The 20,740-nt window shown below is 54.3% G+C and carries 16 protein-coding genes; 14 read left to right on the plus strand and 2 right to left on the minus strand.

Annotated elements, in window-relative coordinates:
* The 6 genes from H162_RS34315 to H162_RS33415 form a co-directional block, all read left to right on the plus strand.
* A partial coding sequence (locus H162_RS34315; RefSeq protein WP_020655074.1) for a transposase occupies positions 1-158 on the plus strand: 158 nt, incomplete at its 5' end.
* A 322-nt stretch (positions 159-480) separates the two neighbouring features.
* Positions 481-3,426 carry a gamma-mobile-trio integrase GmtZ gene (gene gmtZ, locus H162_RS33400; RefSeq protein WP_169444534.1) on the plus strand — a complete coding sequence of 982 codons (2,946 nt, stop codon included), beginning with the start codon at positions 481-483 and terminating at the stop codon, positions 3,424-3,426.
* 101 nt (positions 3,427-3,527) lie between these two features.
* On the plus strand, positions 3,528-4,922 hold the full coding sequence (locus H162_RS33405) for a site-specific integrase (protein ID WP_084677085.1): 1,395 nt from the start codon (positions 3,528-3,530) through the stop codon (positions 4,920-4,922).
* Positions 4,923-5,086: 164 nt separating this feature from the next.
* Positions 5,087-8,056: a gamma-mobile-trio integrase GmtZ gene (gene gmtZ, locus H162_RS33410; RefSeq protein WP_169444536.1), complete on the plus strand. Its 2,970-nt coding sequence runs from the start codon at positions 5,087-5,089 to the stop codon at positions 8,054-8,056.
* A gap of 110 nt (positions 8,057-8,166) precedes the next feature.
* A complete protein-coding gene (gene gmtX / locus H162_RS34320; RefSeq protein WP_156885735.1) occupies positions 8,167-8,889 on the plus strand; it encodes a gamma-mobile-trio protein GmtX in 723 nt (240 codons plus the stop codon).
* Positions 8,890-9,849: 960 nt separating this feature from the next.
* Positions 9,850-10,995: an IS5 family transposase gene (locus H162_RS33415; RefSeq protein WP_084677091.1), complete on the plus strand. Its 1,146-nt coding sequence runs from the start codon at positions 9,850-9,852 to the stop codon at positions 10,993-10,995.
* A gap of 590 nt (positions 10,996-11,585) precedes the next feature.
* On the opposite strand, the gene H162_RS33420 is transcribed toward H162_RS33415, so the two are convergent.
* Both H162_RS33420 and H162_RS31495 read right to left on the minus strand, forming a co-directional pair.
* A complete protein-coding gene (locus tag H162_RS33420; RefSeq protein ID WP_084677087.1) occupies positions 11,586-12,233 on the minus strand; it encodes a phasin family protein in 648 nt (215 codons plus the stop codon).
* Positions 12,234-12,841: 608 nt separating this feature from the next.
* Entirely contained in the window at positions 12,842-13,483 is a 642-nt protein-coding gene (locus tag H162_RS31495) for a phasin family protein (RefSeq protein WP_020655574.1), read from the minus strand.
* Between the two features lie 456 nt (positions 13,484-13,939).
* Here H162_RS31495 and H162_RS34325 point away from each other — a divergent pair, with 456 nt between their 5' ends.
* The 8 genes from H162_RS34325 to H162_RS0121595 all read left to right on the plus strand — a co-directional run bounded on the left by H162_RS34325 (position 13,940) and on the right by H162_RS0121595 (position 20,563).
* On the plus strand, positions 13,940-14,590 hold the full coding sequence (locus H162_RS34325; protein WP_156885736.1) for a hypothetical protein: 651 nt from the start codon (positions 13,940-13,942) through the stop codon (positions 14,588-14,590).
* 85 nt (positions 14,591-14,675) lie between these two features.
* A complete protein-coding gene (locus H162_RS0121565; RefSeq protein WP_020655576.1) occupies positions 14,676-14,969 on the plus strand; it encodes a transposase in 294 nt (97 codons plus the stop codon).
* Positions 14,970-15,197: 228 nt separating this feature from the next.
* A complete protein-coding gene (locus tag H162_RS0121570; RefSeq protein WP_020655577.1) occupies positions 15,198-15,827 on the plus strand; it encodes a hypothetical protein in 630 nt (209 codons plus the stop codon).
* On the plus strand, positions 15,824-17,806 hold the full coding sequence (locus H162_RS31505; RefSeq protein WP_156885737.1) for a TnsB C-terminal domain-containing protein: 1,983 nt from the start codon (positions 15,824-15,826) through the stop codon (positions 17,804-17,806). Before H162_RS0121570 ends, H162_RS31505 begins: the two co-directional genes overlap by 4 nt.
* A 30-nt stretch (positions 17,807-17,836) precedes the next feature.
* The gene (locus H162_RS31510) at positions 17,837-18,826 is read left to right on the plus strand and encodes an AAA family ATPase (RefSeq protein ID WP_040787880.1); all 990 of its coding nucleotides are present in this window, start codon (positions 17,837-17,839) and stop codon (positions 18,824-18,826) included.
* A 24-nt stretch (positions 18,827-18,850) separates the two neighbouring features.
* A complete protein-coding gene (locus H162_RS34330) occupies positions 18,851-19,294 on the plus strand; it encodes a hypothetical protein (RefSeq protein ID WP_156885738.1) in 444 nt (147 codons plus the stop codon).
* Positions 19,295-19,412: 118 nt separating this feature from the next.
* Complete coding sequence (locus tag H162_RS34335) at positions 19,413-20,057, plus strand: hypothetical protein (protein ID WP_156885739.1); 645 nt, start codon at positions 19,413-19,415, stop codon at positions 20,055-20,057.
* Positions 20,058-20,215: 158 nt separating this feature from the next.
* Positions 20,216-20,563: a DUF4209 domain-containing protein gene (locus H162_RS0121595; RefSeq protein WP_169444538.1), complete on the plus strand. Its 348-nt coding sequence runs from the start codon at positions 20,216-20,218 to the stop codon at positions 20,561-20,563.
* The last annotated feature ends 177 nt before the right edge of the window (positions 20,564-20,740 follow it).

A 20,740-nucleotide genomic window follows, 5' to 3' on the forward strand; every position in this document is an offset into this window, starting at 1 on the left:
ATCCGTTCCACGTGCTGAAGAACCTGTTCCGTCATCGGAAGACACGGTACCGCGGGCTGGCGAAGAACACTGCACAGCTGTTCACCTTGTTTGCCTTTGCCAATCTGGTGCTTGCCGGCCGTACCTTTGGGAGCGCTCGCGCCCGAACTCCGTCCTGAATGGGGAAACGCGTGCCGCGACACGCCGAAACCTGCTCGGCAGCGTCGAATAGACGCAAAAAATAGCTGATTTCGGCGCTCGTCTCTGCCGGCACCGGTTTGTCGCACCGGCGCGAAGGAAACCTTATTTATTCAGCGCTTCCCTAGGACAAGCACCGTAAGCAGTTATCTTACCGGGCGTACAATTTTCATAAACCTTGATAGTACCCGCTTTTATATATCCGATCACTTTGACTCGAACAAGTTGGCTGCAATTGGACGCCGTTGCAGTGAGAGGATTGCCGCTAGTGAACGTGAAAAAGAGAGGTGGCGCGTATCTCGCGTGACAAAGACAAAGCTGGCGCTGACTGCATATTCTGCGGACCTTCATGAGTTCGGACGTGCCTTTGATTCGTTACTAGCCCCGATATATGCTTTAGCCGAAGAAACATCTGAAACCAGAACAAAGCCTATTTCGAAGCACGACAAAGCAGCGATATTCTATTTTGTGTGTTGCTGCCGTATTGAAGGCCTTTTACTGTTTCCTCAAACACACCTGTTCCCATTACTGAGGATTGGGGCCGGGGACAAAGAAGACAAATGGGGCGACGAGCTCCTCCCAACAACCTATTTAGACGAAATAGGTATCGTTGCGCCTATTGCTCTGAATGCAAGATGGTTAGCCAACATCCGTCTAAAATGCTTCGGCATCGAATCAGTTTTAGATTTCCTGCCAGAGGTGATCAATCCGTTCTTCCTTCATGCGAAACAAGCTGCGAACAAATCTGTTCTTCAAAATCTAGCGAAAATACCAAAACCACTGGTCGCTTACCAAACGGCGCACTATAAAAAGGCGCTTCGTCATACCGCTGCTCACTACGAATCTTTACGCGCCCGAGATGCTACACGAGGAAAGGCTGGAACTGACTTTGCTTGGGTGCTCACAAAGGATCCGAGCCTCAATGAATGGCGCGAACTAGCAGCGCGTTATTACCGCACGCTGACATCAAATTTGCCGGGAATTCAAAATGTACTGAATACATTCCTTGATCACTTAGCGTCACATCCTTATCTTCCCCGAGACCCTCGCGTTTTCCTCAACAAGCGAGCGATACCCACGCAACTTTACGAAGGCCGTGGTGGAAACCTAAACGGGCATGTAGATTTCATCGAGTGGGTCATCAAATGGGGATTAGCCGAAGTTGACGCCGCTGACGGAAGTCCTCTGCGATCTCGTTTTCTAAAAAACCCGTTCGAGCGCAAGATCAATGAACGAAGGCGTGCCGACACCCCTCGAGACCCGATGCCACCTTTTTTAGTCGAAAAGGCTATAGAGGTCCTGACCGGCAACGAATGGGAATGGGCTAAAAAAGTAAGCGGCAACGGCTTTTCCGGCGAACAGATTTCTGGCGATTGGTTCAGGCATTATGATCCTCAAGCCCGAAGTTTCAAAAGGATCTGGTCGCCTGTACGTGCCGTCGCCCTATACCTGAAGCTTCGTACCGTGCTTCGTCTATTCCAAGTTATTCATCTTGATTCTGGAGAAGCTGATTACTTCCGCCTTACCGCTGGCTCAGCATCAGAAGATGCGCCTTCTCGATATTCGATGATCCGGAACAAGCACCAGCTCGCTTCGAAGCTTGAGAGAACCCATCAAGCTAAAGGTGTACTTCAAACCATCTCAGACAATCGAACTGGACAGGTTGAGGTATTTCTTCGAGTTAGCACGAACAAAAGCCAGGATCGCAATAAGGATGCTTCGGAAAAAGGGTATGACTCTCCCTGGGCTGCTGATGACGTAATCAAGGTTCTAATGTGGCTGCGGGAGTGGCAAGAGAAGAACAACCCAATTTTGCGCATCACACCATGGGAAGAGGTACCAGACCTGCTGCACGCGAAAGGTAAAATTGTGCTCAAAGGCATGGAAAACTGTTTTCTCTTTCGCGATCCAACTAGCCCAGCTAACGATCATCCCATCTCCGAAAGCGCTGTCCTTCAGCTATGGCTAGCTCTCTGTGACGAAGTAGAGAAGCGACTGGCCGCTGAAACGATTACCGATCCAATTGGAACGAACCACTATAAACTTGTGGTCCAGCGAGACGATGCCGCGCGCGCGACCAAGGTCAGGTACGATCTTCATTCCCTACGGGTAACAAATATTACAGCGCTCGATAAGGCAGGTGTTCCCGCACATATCGTCATGCTGATCGCTGGTCACGCGAATCTTTCCATGAAGCTCTATTATACAAAATACAGCATGTCGGAGACTAGGGAGCTACTGACAACGCTGAACCTAGCAGGCGATATCAACGCTTGGCAAAAGGAATGGATCAATTCAACGAAGGATCTCGACTTCCGGCGGATGACTAGCTTATTTGCCTACAACGACATGGAAGCTGTCCACCGATTTGAACGTTCAGACCATGAGCTAGTTTTTATGGATGTTGGCATGTGCACTGCAAGCTGTGCGGGCTGCCATGAAGGGAAAACGATCCGAACCAATGGAAGAAAAACTTCGTACGGACCTGTTCCAGGAGGACGACGAAACTGCGCAGAATGTCGCTACTTGCTCAGTGGACCACCATTTTTAACAGGTTTGGTGGCGACAATCAATGTAAAAAGTCTAGCTGGAGTGGACGTTGCGCGACGCCGAACGAATGCTCAGCGGGAGATTAATCGTCTTAAAGGAAAACGGCACGAGGCCATAGACAATCCATCGTTGTTTGGCTCGATTAGTACTGACGAGTTAGTCAGATGGACGGAAGATCTCGAACGCTTGACCGCAGAATTTGATCAGATAATGCTTGAAATGTCGGCTGCAGCAAGTCTTGCGATTGAATGTACCGAAATTCATAACAAGGTGGCGGCTGGCGAGATTACTGTCAACGGCAAGCTAGTCTTGCTTACTCGCGACAAAGGAACACTTGAGCAACAATTTGAGCAATGCAGTGAGTTTGAACTGCTGGACCGCGTTTGCGAAAATTCTGTTTTTTTCGAGTCAATTCAAGGGGAAACGGTGGACAAAGCCAGCCTCAAACGTAATCGATATTATGATCAGGTGCTGATTAGACATGGGCTTGAGCCTGCATTCCTGACGCTCGATGAGCAAACAGCGCTAAAGGTTGGCAACGAACTCTCTCGTCTAATGTATCTGCGCTTGGGCAAAACCAAGGCGATCAATGTGTTAGACGGCCGCGATACACTTGAGAATCTCGGAATTTTGACCGATACGCTAACATCGTTTGGCCTCGAAGCAAAACGTCTGGATTTGAATACGCCTACGCAGTAGAATAATCACTGCACCATGTTGTTCAGTCTATGATGATCCGCTCTGGTAGCTTCACATCGAAGGCACAAAATGCGTGAAATTAAAACATCGATAGGTGCCCTATGAGTAAGCAAATTGCCATTAGCCCTCTTGCTCATATAAGATTCGAAGATCTGGATCCGAACAGGCTGCCGCGTGTAAGACTACTTACACACGGGTCCGACTTCGTTCCGTGGTTGCAGTTTTCTCAAGCACACGGCCTTAAAATCGGCGGTCAGCGCGCTTACAGTCGTGCGATTGGCTTATTCATCGATTTTTTGGCTGCCCGTGGTGAGGAATTCCACTACGACGGCGCCACGAAATACACTGAACTATTTCCGGCGTTTTTTACTTCGCTGTCGCTCGGCACAATGCAAAAAGGCTCTTGCCCATACGATCTCTGGTGGACGCCACGACGTGTTCGAGATATCAAAAATATTAGTCAACGCATAACAATTTTTCTAGATTGGATAGCAGACAGATCAGATATACCGTCGATCGTTCCACAAAGAAACTCGACGACTGGAGAACAACTTAAGTTTTGGGCCCGGTGGAATACTTTAAAAGGTAAAAGCCTTCTAGGCCATTTGATGAGGCCACAAGCCAGTCAAGGTTTATCAGTACAAACAAGTGCGCCTCCAGTACTTTGGTCTGAGCCAAAAACCGATCAAGAGCTTTTACGTTTTGAAGACGAATACTTCCACCGCTTCCTCAACGAAGGCTTTAAGCGTCGGGCCGAACTTCGGTGGTCGGTTGTTAGGGATCAAATGATTTCACTGCTACTTCATGGCAGCGGTTTGCGTATCAGTGACGCGTTGTCGCTCTGGATACCTGACGTAATGTACGATGACCCCGAATTTCCGGGAAAAGCAGTAGTCCGTTTGTACGATCCGCATGAGGGCTCGATCTCATATCTTGACCCTCTAACCGGGCGAAAAGTAACGACAACAAGGGTGGCGTTTCTCCGGCTGAAATACGACATGTTGCCCCTGTCTCTTCAGCCCGGGCATCAGCGTGTAGGAGCCAAGGGAAACCTTTACCAAGATTCAGAGGAAAAATATGCACTCGTCTGTTGGAAAGGGCCGAGGTATGCACGCGCATTCGCCCAACTGCGGGATGAATATCTTCGAATACGGCCGCGACCCGATAACCATCCCTTTCTTTTTGTGACTCCTGAAGGTAAACCCATGACCGACAGAGCTTTTGCAAAAGTTCATGCAGCCGCAATCCGAAGGATTGGTCTAACACCCGGCAAAAAATTCGGAACCACGCCACATGGACATCGACACGCTTATGTATACGATTTACGAAAAGCCGGGCTGGGTATCAAGGAAATTCAAATCGCGGTTCGCCACCGATCGACTGAAAGTCAAGAAGCTTATGGGGGCATGACTATGCTAGAGGTATCCCAAGAAGTCCAAAAGGCATGCGTCGATGCAAAGGGCGAGCTCGTAGATATTGGACGGAACTTAGCTTGAGAAAAAATATTCACTGGCATAACGATCAGCAACGGGTTGTCCGCGAACATAGTAGGATAAACGGGCGCCTTATCACTCTCAACAGTGACCTAGAACGCTTCTATATCCCAGAAAGCTTCTCAGTTGACAGGTTACGACCGGCTGCATCTTGCGCTCTCGAAGTCATGCGCCAAATTGAAGAGAAACACGGGCGCGCCCGATTCTCACGTAATATCAAAAATCGTTTGGAGTCCGCTTCTTCAATCAGCAGCGCTTCCGAGTTCGGGATATGGCTCGACAATGTTTTTGAGATTCGGGAAGAAACGTGGGGCTCGAAAACCATAAAGAAAGGATGGACTCTTGCTGACAAAACAGCCCTCCTCCGATTTTTGCGGCTGTGTTGGCTGTCGGAAGCGCTCGTTTTTCCGCTCCTCGACCCGTTTCCGACGACCAAATTCGTAGACGATTATATTGAGGAACTCGTCCCCAAACAATATCGCGCAGAAACAAAAGCGATCACAAAAATACCAGAGAATCAACAGTGGCTCGCCAAACTGCAACTTTGTTGTCACGGTTTATCGTCTGTGGTTGACCTGACTCCACCAATACTTAATCCGGCACTTCTTTTAGCGCATAAGACTAAGAGTGATCCAATGCTCCGGAAGCTGACACAGATACCAATACCTCTAGTCGCGTTTCAAAAGGCGCATGTGGACATTTCCCTTACGCACACGGCATCGGACTATTTTGAGGTCAGGCCTCGCGATACCTCTCGCGGTCGGGGCGGCCTCGACTTCGCTTGGTGTCTCGCTCGCGATAAGGGGCTAGAACGTTGGCGTTCACTGGCAGAAGGGTTTCTTGCGGCACAAGAAATAGCTCGCCCTACTACGCAGTCTTTACTGAACATGTTCTTGGAGTACTTAATCGCGAACCCCAACTTGCCACGAGATCCCTTCAAATTTTTGAATGCGGATTATCAACCTCTACCCTTGTTCAAGGGTTCAAGTGCTAATCCGAACAAACACCGCGATTTTATTGAGTGGGCCCTGGATGGTCCGCTCGCCGATTACGATGCTGTAGCGGGCGACAGCGTACGGTGTGTTGGGCTGCACAACCCCTTTGTCATGGCCCCTCTCCAGCGTTCTCGAATTCAGACCGCTCGTAGTCCGATGCCGCTGCTGCTCGTGCAGAAAGCACTCGAAATTTTGACAGCCAACGATTGGGAATGGGCCAAGAATAAAGCTAAAGTCGCTCAAGCCGAGGGCAATATTGCGGGCGACTGGTATGAAGAATACGATCCGGTCACCGGTCGCCTGATTAAAAAGTGGTCGCCTGTCCGCGCAATGTGCCTTTATGTCAAGTTGCAAACTGTGTTCCGGACATTTCAGGTTCGCCACTTGGATTCCGGCGAAGCGGACTGCGAACGTGTCGAGGCCGAGCACATACACCTTGAAGGTCGAGCTGAGCGCGTATACCGCAGGGTCACGAATTCCCATCAGTTAGCAAAGGTTTCACCGAGAAAGTCCGTTCCCAGCGGCGTTCTGCAAACATTCCTAGACGAGCCAACCGGAAAACTACAACCTTTTTTCCGAGTTAGCACAAACAAGTCAGCCAATCGCGCGACCGGGGCGTGGACTACAGGGTACGACTGCCCGTGGGCACCTGACGATGTGGTAGACATCTTTCTGCAGTTACGGGACTGGCAGGAGATCAACAATCCGGTTACGACCTTGACTCAGTGGAAGGACGTACCGGAGCTAAAACACAAAAAGGGCGCAAAGACGCTTATTAAACTCGAGGGCTGCTTTTTGTTCCGCGACCCCACCGCCAAAAATCCTTATCATCCTATTAGCGATAGCAAAGTTTCTCTTTTGTGGCGCGATTTATGTGAGGAGGTCGAGAAAAGATTAAATTCGGAAGGATATCAGGATGCATTAGGGCGGCCCATGCCGCCCTTGGTAGTCACCTACAGCAAGGGCAGACCCTCTCGGGTTCTTTATGACATGCATTCACTGCGGGTCACGCAGTTGTCTGCCATGCATAAAGCCGGCGTCCCATTAAAAGTTGCTATGGATATTGCGGGCCATTCAACGGGACGTATGAATTTGTATTATGTCAAGTATGGCATGACAGAGATCCGGGAAATTGTCAGCGCCGTCGAGGCAAAAATTGAGATCGCTCGACAGAAGGAATGGGCAGATGGTGTCAGAGAGCTAGAGGAAAAACAAATTTCCGGCCTCCTTGCATTCAATGATCCTTCCGCCATAGGTGCATTTTTAAGTGATGTACAGGGCTTCGTATTCATGGACGTCGGCATCTGCACTGCAGGGTGCAGCCGATGCCATGAAGGAAAATTGGTGACTGTGCCAAACAAGAAGCCACAGGTCGCTCCAGTTCCGGGTGGGAGGAGGAACTGCGCCGAATGTCGTTTTCTCATTAGCGGCCCGCCGTTCCTGTCGGGGCTTACTGCCACTGTAAACGTAAAGAGCCTAGCGGCAGTGGATGTTGCTAAACGGAGAACCATTATGGAACAAAAAAAGTCCCAGATTGAACACAGGCGCCGTGAAGCTCAGAGATGTGGAGGTCAGCTTGCACCTAACGAATGGGCAGAGCTTATAAAGACCACAGAATGCCTCGATAGTATTACCGAAGAGTTCGACCAACTAATGAGCGAAATGAGTTCTGCAGCCACGCTTGTTTCACGCTGCGTCACGATTTATAACAATATGCTCCTATCAGGAACGCCTTCAAATGAAAAGTTATCTCTATATGCCAGGGACCTAGGCACCATTAAACAACAGTTCGAAGAAAGCCCTGAGTTCGAAGCGCTCGACAAGGTTTGTCGTTCAAGTGTCTTTTTTACTTCGACAATGGGAACTACAGTCGAAAAGGCGAACCTGAAACGCAACGCATATTACGATAAAATGTTGTCAACACATGGATTACCACCTGCGTTTTTAACCTTGGACGAAGATACTGCCTTAAGAACTGGGAATGAGCTTAGTAGATTGTTATACATGCGTTTGGGACGCGACCGCGCGTTAAACCTCTTGGAGGGGAGAGAAAAACTACAGGACTTAGGTATCATCGCGGAGATTTTCTCTTCCCTGCCGCTTAATACAAAACCCTTGGATTTATCTTTAATTCGAACATAATCGCTGAAACTTGAATCTTTGGCACAATGTGCTTGACGAGATTCAGATTTGACCCAGCATCTGACAGTGACGATGATTACCGACTGCCACTATATCAAATGTACCAAAAAATGAAATTTCCAGAACATCCCGAAAATAGTTCGGGTCGTACAAATAATTTCGAACGAGGGCGCGCTTTTGACTTAAAAGAGCGTCTTAAACAGTCCGCAAGAGCAGACAAACAGCTGAAAATTGACGCGCTATGGGATCTACTGATTAGCCAATATCGAAACGCAGATATGGACTTTAGTGTGGCGAAAATAGGTCGAGAACTGGAGGCCCGGGGCATACAGAAATCTCAATCGTATCGAAATTTTACAGGAAAAGACTATCGAGATATAACTGAAGCATTCGCTCACGAGTTCGGAGGCCGCACTCATCACTTTCGTGCAGCCTCACAAACGCCGCTAGATAAAGTAATCGATGCACTACCGGATATTGATGCGCAAACCAGGCTACGCTTGATTATTCGAGAAGAAGCCAAGCTGCGAGAGGAAAACCAGCAACTACGTGCTCTGTTAAAAAAAATACCTTCTCCCGAGCTACCGATACAGGACGTCCATGCAACTTCCACTTCATCCGGAGTAACTTCGTTACGACCTATAGGAAATGCAAAACAAACGCCATGGACGCAACCGTTGAAACAGTTTCTTGATCCTGATTGGCTGGCCGCATGTGGGCTCAAATGCGAAGCTGATGGGACAGTTTATCATGACAATCAAGCAATTACGCTTCCTGGGTTCTCCAATCAGCTCCAAGAGGTTATTGACTACTTCAACAATGATGACAATTAGGGAAGTGCTCTGACAGGGCTTGCAGCGCCCGCTGCCAGCCGCTTCCAAAGGTTTCTAACGTGCGTCGCGCCAGGGTACGGGCTTGCACTCAGCCCCCCGGACTCGCACCGCAGAGCTGGTTACCTCAGTAAGGATGTGTCAGGCTCGCTTTGGCGGTGATCGATAGTTGCAATTTTCTTATTAGCTAGGACAATCTCTGAAACAATCGGTTCAAAATGAGCGCGACGGCGGCCACTTCTTCGAAAAATAAGGCAGGCATCTCCACGAAAGGCGAAAAAACCTTCCCGATTCAGGAGCGCAGTCGGTACGGCAACCTTTAGAGCAATGGAGGCATTGGCTCATCGTTTTGCACTGAAGGCTGGGCTCACTTCGAAACGCATGTGCAGACTTCCTTTGCCCCATGCTCTGCCAAATCATTGGCCATTCCTTCCCGAGCGGTTACTCCGGCCCCTCCGTGTACGGCGCGGCTGAGTGCCCCTTGCATGCGGGTCCTGCAGTGAGGAGCCGGCGATACTCTCTCCCTACCCTAAAAATTCTGGGCTTCACCGGAATCAGCGGAGCCCGAAAAAGTGAAAAGCCTCGAGCATCACTATGAGTTCTACAGGTTAAGAGTGTTCCAAGCTTGATGGTGACGAATCTAGCGGAGAGAACGGCATTCATATTGATGACACATTCGTGCAGGCCACAAACAAAAAACCCGCTACACGTTATAATGCGGCGGGTTTTTCGATTGTTAAAGACTTCTCTAAAAAATATTATCCTGGCGGAGGCGGTGTCCGTAGAACCTAGAGTGAAAAAGTGCGCTCAACTAGGTCTATCTACCTTCCTATCTACCTTGCGAATGATCAAACTCTGCTTTTTATTGATGAGCTTACGTGACCAATAACTGTGGCTTAGAGGGTGTAGACGAAATCAACGGCGTGGTTGTGGCATGCTATGGAGGTGTGGGAGGAGCATGCCATGGCAACGAAACATCCACCCGACGATTCTCAGCCGTCAGTCCATGCTGGGGGCCGGCCGCCAGCATTGAAGCCTGAGCATATCGCAATTCTGCTTGAGATCGTGGCAGAGCGCGCGCAAGCCAGTTTGCAGGAGATTGCAGACGAGTTGCATCGCCGCAGTGGCGTACGCGTGTGTGACGCCACCATCCGCCGTGCACTGCGCGCGCAAGGTGTCGTCAGAATCAAGCCAGTACGTCGGGTCTACATAGCAGGCAAGGCGGCCAAGCGCTACGGCTACACGGCGGCGCATCGACGCGAGAACGTTCCACCGTACAGCACCAATCTAACCGACGCCGAATGGGAGTTGGTCGCTGATTTGTTTGATCGCGCACCAGGCCAGCGGGGCACGCCTGTGCATTACAGCCGGCGGGAGTTGGTCAACGCATGCTGCTATGTCTTGCGCACAGGCTGTGCCTGGCGGCTGCTGCCCACGACATTCCCACCCTGGCAGGCAGTGTACAAAGCGTTCTCGCGTTGGGTCAGCGCAGGCGTGTTCGAGCAGATGCAAGACCGCTTGCGCGAGCAATGGCGTTCACGCATGGGGCGCGCGAGCGCGCCGACAGCGGCGGTCATTGACGCCCAATCCACCCGTACCTCACCACAGGGCGGCGAGAGCGGTTTCGATGCAGGCAAGAAGGTCAAGGGTCGAAAGCGCAACCTGGTCGTCGATACGCTGGGGCTGGTCATCGCGGTCACGGTAACCGCCGCGAGCGTACAAGACCGGGATGCTGCAGCCGCCGTGGTCGCACAAGCGTGCGCCAAGGTACCTGGACTTGAAAGGCTCTATACCGACGGCGCGTACGGTGGCAAATGTGCCCGCAACATCGAGCAGACACATCACATCCGTGCCGAGGTCGTACGGCGTCCTGGGAACGGCGCGACTGGCACGTTGCACGACCCCGCGCAATCACCTGTGCCGACTGCAGAAATAAGCGCAGGATTTGTGGCCTTGCCAAAGCGCTGGGTCGTCGAGCGTACGCATGCGTGGACGGAACGCTGGCGGCGCACGGTGATGCATCACGACCGCAAGCTTGCTGTTTCAGCCGCCTGGGTGTGGCTGGCAGAAGCGCGTATGCTACTCACTAGACTCGCCTACCAATGTTGATTTCGTCTACACCCTCTTAGAGCGCCTAACAAAACCCCCATCGCGGCGTTGCATCGTCTCGCCGTACAACAGTACTGTCTTCGACGATGCGCCTTGCCCTGAGGGTTCTGTTAGGCGTACATGGACGCCCCCGGTTTGCCAAGCACTCAATTCATGACAGCGTGAAGGTAAAGATTGCACCCGTACATCCGGACTTTGTATGCGACGATGTGTCGCGGTCCCTGATGGGATCTGCTGGTTGGTGCCTCCGTCGCTCTATCGCACTTCACGTGCCAGCCTAACAGCGGGCTTTACGAACCACGGTCTTACCTGGCCTGCCATCACTACATGATTGCCTGTGCAATCGGTGGAATCGACAACCTCGTGCTACCTTTACTGCGTGCCGGTCCGATTACGCAGCGACGTAATCGGATCGGAAGTTCCTGTCGTGTGCCAACAGTGCCCATGCAATCCGGGCATTCTTGTTCGCCAGTGCGACCGCCATATTTCACTTCCCGCGCCGGGGCAATTTGCGCCGGCTTCTTCAACTCGTTTTTTCGCGTCAGCAAGTTGACAGTACCGGTCGGTTTGCGAAGGTTCTTGTTATTTGATTACTGAGCTGGTTGGGCTGCCGGTCCCTGTACTTTGCCATGACATGAGCCGTTCTCTGCCAAGCTTTCGAACTGCATGCTCGCGCCCGCGCCTTCGTGGGCACCTTCGAACTGTATGCTCGCGCCCGCGCCTTCGCGGACACTTTGCGGGTTCGCTTTGGCTTGAGCACTACCGTTGCCACGTTGCGTTCCCTCTTTCTGAAACGGGTCGCGAAAGTTCTTCAGGGTTTCTTCCTTCCGGCGCACGTTGCGGTCGGTATCTTCCTCAGCGACAAGCGTCACCTCGTCTGCCGATGCATGTGCGGTACGGGAAGTTTCCGGTCCATGCTGCTGGGTGACACTCGCCAGCTCGACCTGGACATCGGCCGCAAGACGGGAGAGATGCTGCTGATAGGCACGCAGCTTTTCCGATGCCAGCTGGGCGCCGGACGTGACAGCCCCAAATACACCGCTGGCATGCTTGGTGGTCAGCATGCGCCGGCTGGCGTTCATGGTTTCCTCGAGCACGGTCTGGCTGAGCTTGAGATTGGCTTGGCACAGACTTTGGAAGGAACCTGACAGCGATTTGGACAGGTCGTTGAAGAATGCGATCTGGTAGTCCAGATGGGAACGGGCGGCAGGAGTGACGGGTTGCGAGAATGGGAACATGGCGTACCTTTTCGGTGTTGAGCCGCATGAAATGCGATCGCGTGAGGAATGGACTGGGGTAGCGTCTGACGGGCCAGGAAGGAAGCAGCCGTTTGCTGCTCAACGCAGGATCACGAAGGGATCATGCGAACAACCGACAACCATGCCCCTCTCACGGTGAGCACGGGACAAAACGTGCAAAAGTATTTAAATTCGGCAATGTTTGCGGACAACCCTACCCCACGGCTGCGCCGAGTGCAACCTCGGTTGAGGAACCTCCAATTTTGGCTAGAAGCAGACGTTGACCTAGAGTCGGAGCGTGGACAATCCGGTTAGCTGACATGACAACAGCGAAGGAGAGATCGTTGTTCCAGATGTAGCAGGCAAAGAGCGGCAAAGTTGACACTGCTGGCAGCGACCATGTTGAATGGTCACTGTGCATTTAACCCGGTTTGCATACTACGACGCAGTACGTGAAAGCTGTACGCACAGTATCGGAACAGGCTACGAATGGTCGTAGCCCTTGATGACAGCGGAATCGCTACGAAGGTCTGGAAAACCGCAGGTGGTCGTGATCAAGCGGTGGCGCTGTATGCCGTGTCATGGCAACGGCACGCCGTTAATCCAGATCAGTTTGGTTTGCCAGGATTCTTGTTGCCTGATTGCTGAGCTGGCTGTGCCGGATGGCCCTGCACATTGCCATGAACCGAAGCATTGTCTGTCTTGGCGTCGAACTGCATGCTCGCTCCCGCGCCTTCGCGGACACTTTGCGGGCCTGCCTTGGTCCGAGCGCTACCATTGCCGCGTGGCGTGCCCTCTTGCTGGAACGGGTCGACAAACTTCTTCAGTGTTTCTTCTTGCTGGCGCACGTTGCGGTCGGTCTCTTCCGCTGCGACACGCGTCACCTCGTCTGCCAAGGCATGTGCAGTACGGGAGGTTTCGGGTACATGCTGCTGGGTGACACGCGCCAATTCGACCTGGGCATCGGCCGCAAGACGGGAGAGATGCTGCTGGTAGGCAATCAGTTTATCTGTTGCCGGTTGGGCACGGGACGCGACAGCCCCAAGCACATCCTTGGTGTCCTTGGTGGTCAGCATACGCTGGCTGGCGATCATGGTTTCCTCAAGCATAGCCTGGCTGAGCTTGAGATTGGCTTCGCAGACGCTTTGGAAGGAGTTGGACAGCGACTTGGACAGGTCGTTGAAGAAGGCGACTTGGGAGTCCAGATGGGAGCGGACGGCAGGAGTGACGGATTGGGAAAATGGGAACATAGAATACCTTTTCGGTGTAGAGCCGCATGCAATGCGAGCACGTGAGGAATGACTTGCGGTGGTGCCTGGCGGGCCAGGGAAGGAAGCAGCAGCTTGCTGCTCGAATGCAGGATCACGAAGAAATCGTGCGAACAGGTGACACTATGCACTTCTTATGGTGAGCACGGGACAAACTACCAAAAGTATTTGCGCGCCGTGGACTTCGGCAATATTTCAGAACGGTTCTGCCGCACGGCTGCGCAGGATGCAAGCTCGGTTGAGGAATCTCCGCATTCGACCATCAGCGCGCCAGGCATCGCTGTGGAAGCGAGACCCAACGGCCATGCGACAAATGTGAGCACAGATTCGCATGAACAGTTACACTCGGTAAAATTGCATTGTCGGCAATCGGTTACCAACTCCCGCCCCTAATGAGTATTATTTCTTATTAATTGTAGACCAAGCTCTGGAGTAAGAATGGATGCTGCCGACGTGCGAGATAACAATGTTCCGACAAATGACCTTGGCTGCGCGCTTGTGCAGTTGCGCAACTCGGTGCTTGCCCAATGGGCTGCGCGTGTTACGGCTGAAGTTCCGGTTACGGCCAAGCTGGGTAGACCAATCCTGATTGATACATTGCCAATACTATACGACAGTATTATTGGGGCGCTGGATTCAGGAGAACCTCGTTTTTTCGTTACCTTTAAGACTGATTTGATCACCGTAAATGAGCAGCGAAATGCCGAAATAAGGGGATATGGCCCACAGGATGTGGTTCATGAGCTTCAACTCTTTCGCGAAATATTGTTCTCTACGGCAAAGGCAAGCGGCCTTCCGCTTGGTAGGCGTGAGTGCGAGGCCATTGGCCATTTAATTGAGGAGGCCATACGCGAGTCGGTTGCCGAATTTAGCACGAGTAATAACGAAGTCAGCGAGGCTTCTGTTGCAAGATGGTGCCATGACCTGAGAAATCCGCTACATGTCGCGAACGCGACCGCACAATTGATTCAACTTAAGGCACCCGATCCTAATATTGCTAGCCTCGCCAAACGCATCTGCAAGAAACTTGCGGAGATGGATGCGATGATTCAAGCGTTGGATCACGACAAGTTCTCTAGACGCTCCTAAGTGGCAGCGGGCTTCGATCACTGTGATGGTCTAATGTTCCTGGACACCTCGATAGGTGGATAATTCACCTTCAGAGGAGTTTTACATGACAAGGCAACGCCGCAGTTTTGACCCCAGCTTCAAGCTGGAGGTCGTCCGCATGATCAAGGAACAAGGGCCCAGCATCTCGCACGTCAGCCAGACAATGGATATCGGCGTGACGGCGATCCGTCGCTGGATGGAGCAATACGAGGCTGAGCAACAAGGCCAGCCGGGCATTGGCAATCCACTCACCGCTGAGCAGCAGCGTATTCGCCAGCTGGAGCAGGAAAACCGCCAACTTCGTAGTGATGTGGAAGTGTTAAAAACCGCCCCACACGGTCGCCCGTGGCCCTCATGAATAGAAACTCCCGGCACAGTACACTGGCTGGACGCAGGACTGTGGCCGTAAGCTTCTCGTCACGCGAAGCAATTCTGCAAAAGCCGTAATTCTGTAACTGGTTGATTTTGCGCCTGCAGGAGTGATTTTTTAGCACTTTTACTTCGCACATCAGCGAAGCAATTCTGCAAAATTCCTTGAATTCCGAAGTAAGCTTGCCAAATTGTCACTAAACAGCCGGAGACCCGCATGGCGCCTAGCTTTTCGCAGCCGCGCTTCACCCATGCAATTGCCACCGCGCGTCCAAAGAGCGCCGCGCGGTTTGAGTTCTGGGCGCCAAAAATCGGACGCCGGCTGACGCTGTTCACCCCCTTGCAAGTGCGCTTTTGGACGCTGCTGGAGGGAACGCCTCGGGTTGCCGCTTACTGCGAGCGCCCGGCATATTGGGGGCGCGACGGCGGAACACTGCTGGCGGATTTCTGGGTCAAGGCTGGACGGCGCGAAGTATGCTGGATCGTTACCAGCGACTCCCAACCAAGTTACGCCGGTCCCTTGAATCCAACCGACGACATCGAGGTGCGTCACATCGACGCCAGGAGCCTGGCGTCGCGCAGTGTCTGGATTGAGAACTGGATGCGTATCCTGCCATATCTCTCAGCGAATGGGCGCTTTGTCGGCGACCGGTTACTCAAGGACATTGAACAGGCGGCCCGGTTGGCCCCGACGCTGGGTGATATCGAGCGTGATTTCCAGCCTCACGACATCGTGCTGGTGCGTACCGCGGCCCTCATGCTGTTGCACCAGGGCCGCGTCAAGGCCCCTTCCCTGCGCGAACGAGCACTCGATTCCAGGACCGTTTTTCGGAGGGTGCAGACATGAGCAAGTCACACGGCATGGTCGGTACCGATCGCGCGGATCCGAGTGGATGGCCGACCGTGGCTTGGCCGATGCTCACCAATAGCCAGCAAGGGATCTTTCGAGCCCGTGAAGAAGCGGTACGCCGCTATTGTCGGCGTGAGTCGTTGCAAGAAATAGAAGCGGCGACAGGCGTATCGTACAGTACGGTGCGCCGTTACTATCTACGCTGCCTTCAGACACATGCGGACGGCCGGATGCAGGGTTTCCGTGCACTGGTCCCTTATGAACGGGTTAAGCCGTATCAGCGAATAACGAAGACCCAATGGCCTGGTCGTGCAGGCAAGGCTGGAGCATTCTCCCAATTGTTGCAGCGCTACCCCGAGCTCGAAGCCCTGATCGTGAGCGAGCTGCAGGCGCATCGCGTGATCGTGGCCGAGGGGACGAGAGGCCTGATCCTCTCAGGATTGAGCGGCTTGCATTGGCGCTTTCGCCAGTTGTGCCTGCAGCTCGGCCTGACCGAACGCGACTACCCATTGGTGCAGAAGCAGCAAGGCATTCGAAGTCTGACCGCGGCCGCGAAAGCCATCGCGACGCGTACTTTCGAAACCGCAGCCGACGCCGCGCTGGCAGACAAGCGCTCCGGTGGCGTGCGACCCGACGTGCAGGGGTTACCGTCGGTGGCGACGCAGCCGTATGACGCCGTCGAATTCGATGGCCATCGCGTCGACGTGCGTCTGCGCGTGGTCTTCGAGCGTGTTGCCGGTGTTGAGGAATCGTTCGACATCGAGCGGATGTGGCTGCTCACCATTATCGACGTGTGCAGTCGTGCCGTACTGGGCTATCACATCGTGCTCGAATCGGAATACAGCCGCTTCGATGTGCTCAAGACCGTGGAGCGCTCGCTCGTACCATGGCGCCCTCCTCCACTCAGCATTCCAGGCCTACGGTATGCCCCCGGCGCGGGCATCCCGTCGGAGCGTTTTCCCGAACTGGGCTATGCAGTCTGGAACGTATTCCGCTTCGATAATGCGCGCGCCAACCTGGCCCAGGACACGTTGCGCGTACTAACCGAAATTGTCGGATGCGGCGCCCACGCCGGGCCGGCCTATCGGCCCAACGAACGACCTCACATCGAACGCTTCTTCGGTACGCTGGCGTTGGTCCTTGCGCATCGTCTGCCTGGCACCACTGGCACCGGCGCCAGCGATCCACGCCGGTGGATAGAGGAACTCGGTGCCGGTGCGCCGGCCCTGGTGCGTCTCGACGAACTCATGGAACTGACGGCGGTGGCCATCGCCAACTACAACGCCCAACCTCATTCCAGCCTGGGTGGCCGCTCCCCGTTGGAGACGCTGGGTTACTACATCGATCAGAAGCGCATCGCGTTACGCTGGCTGGCCGAGCCCATGCGGCGCCATCTGTGCCTTCTGCAGCACCAGCATGAAGGCCACGTGCGCGGCAGTATCGCGCGTGGCGTGCGGCCTTACATTCAATTCTTCGGGGCGAGCTACACCAGCCACAGCATAGCGAGCCGCGCAGACCTGATCGGGCAACCGGTACAGATTTACTTCGATGTCGAGGACGTGCGCCTATTGCGCGTTTTCGATGCCGGCGGACATGAGCTTGGCGTGGTTGAGGTCCAGGGGGCATGGCGCCGTACAGCGCACACGCTGCGCATGCGCCGTGAAATACTGGCACTGGTGCGCGAACGCAAGCTGGTCCTCGTGCGCTACGATGATCCGGTGCAGTGCTACCTGGAGTACCTGCGCAAGCACGCTGGCAAACGGCGCCGTTCGGCCAGCAAAGCAGAAACGGCACGCCGCGCCGTTCAGGATGCATCACCGGCACCGCAGGCGCCACCAGGGCCGGACCAGTCCACCGAGAAAAATGTGGGGCCGTCGGAGGCCGCGTCTCGGAAGGCAGACGATGCCACCGAACTAAGCGGCCCAGTGAAAGGACGGAGCCTGAGCATCGGCACTGGACAGGTGTTCTCGCGTTAGCCGCTCCTCGACACGTAAAGGTGCCACCCGGTGAATCACCTCAAACCATCCGGACGACCAGTCGCCAATGAGCGCCATCCCCTCTCCACACGCACCTACCGTGTTGCCACCACCGCCATAGAGCAATGCTGGCTGCTGGTGTCGAAGTGCCTGCAGTATCGGATTCCCAGTGCGCTGGTCTATGGCGAGAGCCGGTTGGGAAAGACCTACGCGATCGAATACCTGCGCATGCTGATCCACCGCGAGCTGCCCTGCGTGCCGACATTTCACGTGCAGGCCGAGTACAAGGTCAGTCGTAGCGAAGGGGCGTTCTTTTCCAGCCTGTTGCGCGCGGTACGCCATCCGCAACCCGATGCCGGCCGTAACGCCTATAAACGCAAGGCCCTGCACGATCGCCTGCTGGCGGTGGCCGAATCCCAGGGCGGCACCACGATCGTCCTGTTTTGTGATGAAGCCCAGCGGTACTCGCTGCACGAATATGAATGGTTACGCGATGTCCACGACGAACTGGCACAGAGCGGTGTACGACTGACGACGTTCCTGTTTCGCCAGGAGCGGCTGTGCGAACAGCGTGCCCGTTTTCAGGAGTTCGGCGACACCCAGATCGTCAAGCGTTTCATGGCCGAGACCTTGCGCTTTCGTGGTGTATGCAGTGCGCTCGACGCCGCCACCTGCCTCAGGAGTTACGACGAACATGAATATCCGATTGGAAGTGACTGGAGCTTTACACGCTACTACCTGCCCTACGCCTTCGAGGCCGGCCTGCGGCTGGAACAGCGCGCGCATCTGGTCTGGAGTGCATTCGCCAGGGCGCACGAGCATGCGGCGCTGGCGGGCCGCGTTGAAATGCCGATGGAGTATTTCTCACGCGCGGTGGAGGCCGTTCTCTTGGACGGACTGACACGCGATGCGCTTGATTTCGAGCTATCAAAACAACGCTGGGCCGAGGTGGTGAGGCACAGCGGCTACGTCGCTTCCGAACAGGCCGTCGAGCGTAACGCGCGCGGACTGGGTCACTGAGTCCGCCTTCGCATGTGCTTGCCCTTGCTCGTCATTCCGCCCGGCGGCATCAACGTGGTCGCCTCGCTCAGGCTTTCGCCACAGCTATTCGTACCGTATGAAACGGCGTGGGCATGGAGCGCCAAGCTGGCGGCGGCGAACGCGCTGTCAGCATTCGAGGTGGCCGGACTGATGGGGATCCCGGCGACGCATCCGCCCTCTTTGCTACCGCCGCGCACACCGCGGGCTGCGCTGACGTTAGGAAGGAACATGGGAGTGCCAACCTGGCAGGTCAAACAGGCTTTCCTGGGCGGCGACCCGCAGTCCCTGCATCCCTTGATGTCCGAGTTCCTGCGCAGGTGTCCGGCATGTGTCAGGCTGGGCTACCATCTGATTCTTCATCAAATGCGCGTGCTGGATACCTGCCCGCTGCACCACGTGCCGCTGCGCGAGCACTGTGCACGCTGCGCGGCGCATTTTGGCATATGACCTGGGCTCGTCCAAAGTGCATGGCCCGATCACCTGTCCCGGATGCACGGCGCCGCTACTGCCAGTCACGCGGAGCGGCTACCCGACCACAGGTACGATCACGGCCGGAGAGTTCGGCTTGATCGCACGCTGGCTAGCCTTCTTGAAGCGCCGGGCAGCGCAGCCAGCATGGCGCAATGGCTGTGTCCTGGTAAACACGGGCCAGCATGCCCTCACCGCTTATGCGCAGGAGGCGGTGCGGGCGAGCGTGCCAGCCGGTGTGGGTCGTCGTCCTGTTACCGGGCAGCGCGCAAGCTGGACCAGGAATGCCGAATACCGGGAACTGAAGCTGCGCTACTGGCAGCATGCCAATGCACAGTGCCTGCAATGCGATAAGCCATCGCGCCACTGGTACCGGCACTTGCTGAAAGGCGGTGCCACAGAGGACACACCAAGCGTCCACGTGCTTGCTTTCGTCTATTGGCGCATGACGTGGCAAGGCTGCAGCAACCCGTACCTTCTACGTCGCGGACATGGCTTGCCGTTGTATGGCGTCGCCGAGTGGCAGGCCGCCCAGCCGGCACCGGATGACGATGATCGCGACGCGGAACTCAGCGTGTTTTCCGCAGCGTTGGAGGCATCCTGGGACGAATGGCTGGGCTGCATCGACCTGCTTGGGATCACGACGCTAGAGCGACGAATTTGGCGTTTGCGCGCCGTTCCAAGCGCCTATATACCATTGCCGCAAAGACAACTGAAGCGTACCACCAACAATTTTGCATAATTACTTCGTGAGCGGACTAAGTAATTGATTTTAAAATGAATTATTTTTCACATTCGAAGAGTCATTAATTTTTGCACTTTTACTTCGTTTTTTTAGCAAAATTACTTCGTATGAGGGCTGGCTATTGCGGCGAGATGGTCGACGCAATGCATATACTGATGCCGCAGTTTGAGCACATTGTGCGGCAAGTGCTGCAGGGTGCCGAAGCGCTCACCGCGCATCACAAGGATGGTCTCGACATGGAAGTCGCGCTCACCCGTTTGGTCGACCGGCCGCAGATGGCCGAGGAATTCGGCGACGGATCAAAACTGGACATCCATGCGATCATGTGCGATCGCGCTGGCCCGAACCTGCGCAACGACTTGGCACACGGGTTAGCAAATGAAGAGGCGTGCGAATCGGCACATGCCCTGTACGCGTGGTGGGTGGTACTGCAATTGATCACGGAGACAGCCGCTGCCGCTGCGGCTCAGAATGAAGCAGAGACAGAAAAGGTAATAACGTAGCTTCATCGCAACAATTTGAAAAACATGCGCTTCACGCCTGGCGAGGTGGCCGCGTGTGCGAAGCGCTCTTGCACCGATCAGCGCGTTATTCTCGTGCATCACTTGTAGAGCATCCTGTAGCCCAGAACAGGTGAGGCCACCCTGCCACATCGTCAGGTGTCATGTGGCAAGAACTCT

Origin of the sequence: Massilia niastensis DSM 21313 (assembly GCF_000382345.1) — a bacterium.
In the GTDB taxonomy this organism is placed as follows: Bacteria; Pseudomonadota; Gammaproteobacteria; order Burkholderiales; family Burkholderiaceae_D; genus Telluria; species Telluria niastensis.